At 63.8% G+C, this 1737-nt stretch carries 2 protein-coding genes and 2 pseudogenes; all 4 read right to left on the bottom strand.

What is annotated here, in order from left to right; all coding sequences use genetic code 11:
* Positions 1 to 160 (bottom strand): annotated as a pseudogene (locus EOA22_RS32495) (4-(cytidine 5'-diphospho)-2-C-methyl-D-erythritol kinase); the annotation flags it as partial.
* Between the two features lie 20 nt (positions 161 to 180).
* A complete protein-coding gene (locus EOA22_RS32490; RefSeq protein WP_027164179.1) occupies positions 181 to 366 on the bottom strand; it encodes a membrane protein in 186 nt (61 codons plus the stop codon).
* Between the two features lie 83 nt (positions 367 to 449).
* Positions 450 to 1313: a S49 family peptidase gene (locus tag EOA22_RS32485; protein ID WP_027164178.1), complete on the bottom strand. Its 864-nt coding sequence runs from the start codon at positions 1311 to 1313 to the stop codon at positions 450 to 452.
* Between the two features lie 79 nt (positions 1314 to 1392).
* Positions 1393 to 1737: pseudogene (locus EOA22_RS32480) on the bottom strand (methyltransferase); the annotation flags it as partial.

The following is a 1737-nucleotide window of genomic DNA, read 5'->3' as shown; positions in this document are numbered from 1 at the left end:
CGCTGTCGGCAGGCGCGATTTCGACCCTGTCGCCAAACCGCGTGAACACCGCCAGGCTCTCGATCAGATGATAGCCGTCAGGGCGCCTGCCGGTGACATGCAGCGCAAGATTGATCTTGGCGTGCGCGTGCCAGCTACGCGACCCGATGTCGGTGTCCACAATGGTCTGCGAAATGGTGCTCAGTCCTTGGCCAGCCGGTACTCGCCGGTCTTCGGATCCTTGACCAAAGTGCCCATCGCGCCGTTGGCCGTCTGCTTTTCGGTACGCCGCACCTTGGCGGTCACGCGTTCGGCTTCGCGGATGAAGGTGCGGTAGCCGAAATAGGCGGCGACGCCAACGACGGTGAAGAAAATGATCTGCGGCATACCAAAACTCCTCCCACGCTGGGCCGGCGAAGGTGGCCGGTCGGGTCGGTTAAGCTCTCATGCTAGACGCTTTTGCCGGGTTTTCAAAGCTCGAAGCGAGACCACAATGCGCGCTCTTCCGCCGCATCGATCAGGCCGCTGGCGGCAGCGCCTGCGATCTCGGGCGCTGAAAAGCCCTTGCTTGAGCCAAACAGGCCGAAGCGGCTGAGGAAACCGCGCGGTGTCGTGATCAGCCTGAGCTGGGTTTTCGCCCCGAAACGGGTCTTGAGCACCGTGCGCATGTCGCCGAGCGCATCGACCAGGCCGAGTTCAAGGCCCTTGATGCCGGTCCAGAACAGGCCGGTGAACAGGTCCGGGTCGTCTTTCAGTTTCGCGCCGCGCCGCTCCTTGACGAGGTCGATGAACGTGCCGTGCACCTCGAGCTGCAGCGCCTTCAGCCGCTCGACATCTTCCTTTTTCTCGGGCTTGAACGGGTCGAGCACCGCCTTGTTCTGGCCGGCGGTGTGGACGCGTCGCTCGATGCCGATCTTCTTCATCAGTTCCGGGAAGCCGAACGAAGCCGAGACCACGCCGATCGACCCGACGATGGAGGATGGGTCGGCGAAGATCTCATCACCGGCAACCGCGATCATGTAGCCACCCGACGCCGCCACGTCTTCGACGAAGACCAGTACCTTTCTGTTCTTTTCCGTGGCCAGGTCACGGATGCGCTTGAAGATCAGCCGCGACTGCACCGGCGAGCCGCCGGGCGAATTGATCGAGATGGCGACTGCCGGGGCGTCGTAGGAAAACGCCTTCTCAATGAGGCCAGCGGTGGAGGCCAGCGACAGGCTCGGCCGGAACTGGCCACCGCCTGCCATGATGGTGCCGTGCAGCCGGATGACCGGAATTGTGACGACGGTGGAGCGCCAGGATTTCGGCAGCAGGCGGTTGATAAGGCGTTTCACGAGGGCGCGGTCTCCGGTCGATAGGTTGCAGGCATGTAGGGATTTCCCGGCCAACGGCAATGTGGCCAGGCAGAATAGCTCAATCTCCAAACAGCGAGGCGAGGCCGTTGGTAATCATTTCGCTGCGCTCGTCAGGGCCGTTGCCTGATTGCGCGTGCAGCATCAGGGGCGGGCGGATGGCAAGCTTTCCCCGTGCCCCGAGCGCTGCCCGCACAACGATGCGGATTGCCGCGGCGTCTGGGCGAGGGTGGACGGCGAGCATTTCGGCATCGCCGAAGCGCCCTGCGATCGCATCGAGAATGGCGCCGAGCTGTTCGGGGCGGGCGATCACGGCAAGCCCGCCGCGCGGCCTGACCACCGCCGCCGCACTGCGGATCCAGCTCTCGAACACCCCGTCCTCCATGACATGGGCCTCTTTTCTGAG

Origin of the sequence: Mesorhizobium sp. M7A.F.Ca.US.014.04.1.1, assembly GCF_003998745.1 — a bacterium.
GTDB lineage: Bacteria > Pseudomonadota > Alphaproteobacteria > Rhizobiales > Rhizobiaceae > Mesorhizobium > Mesorhizobium ciceri.
This window is presented reverse-complemented; position numbering and strand designations above follow the sequence as displayed.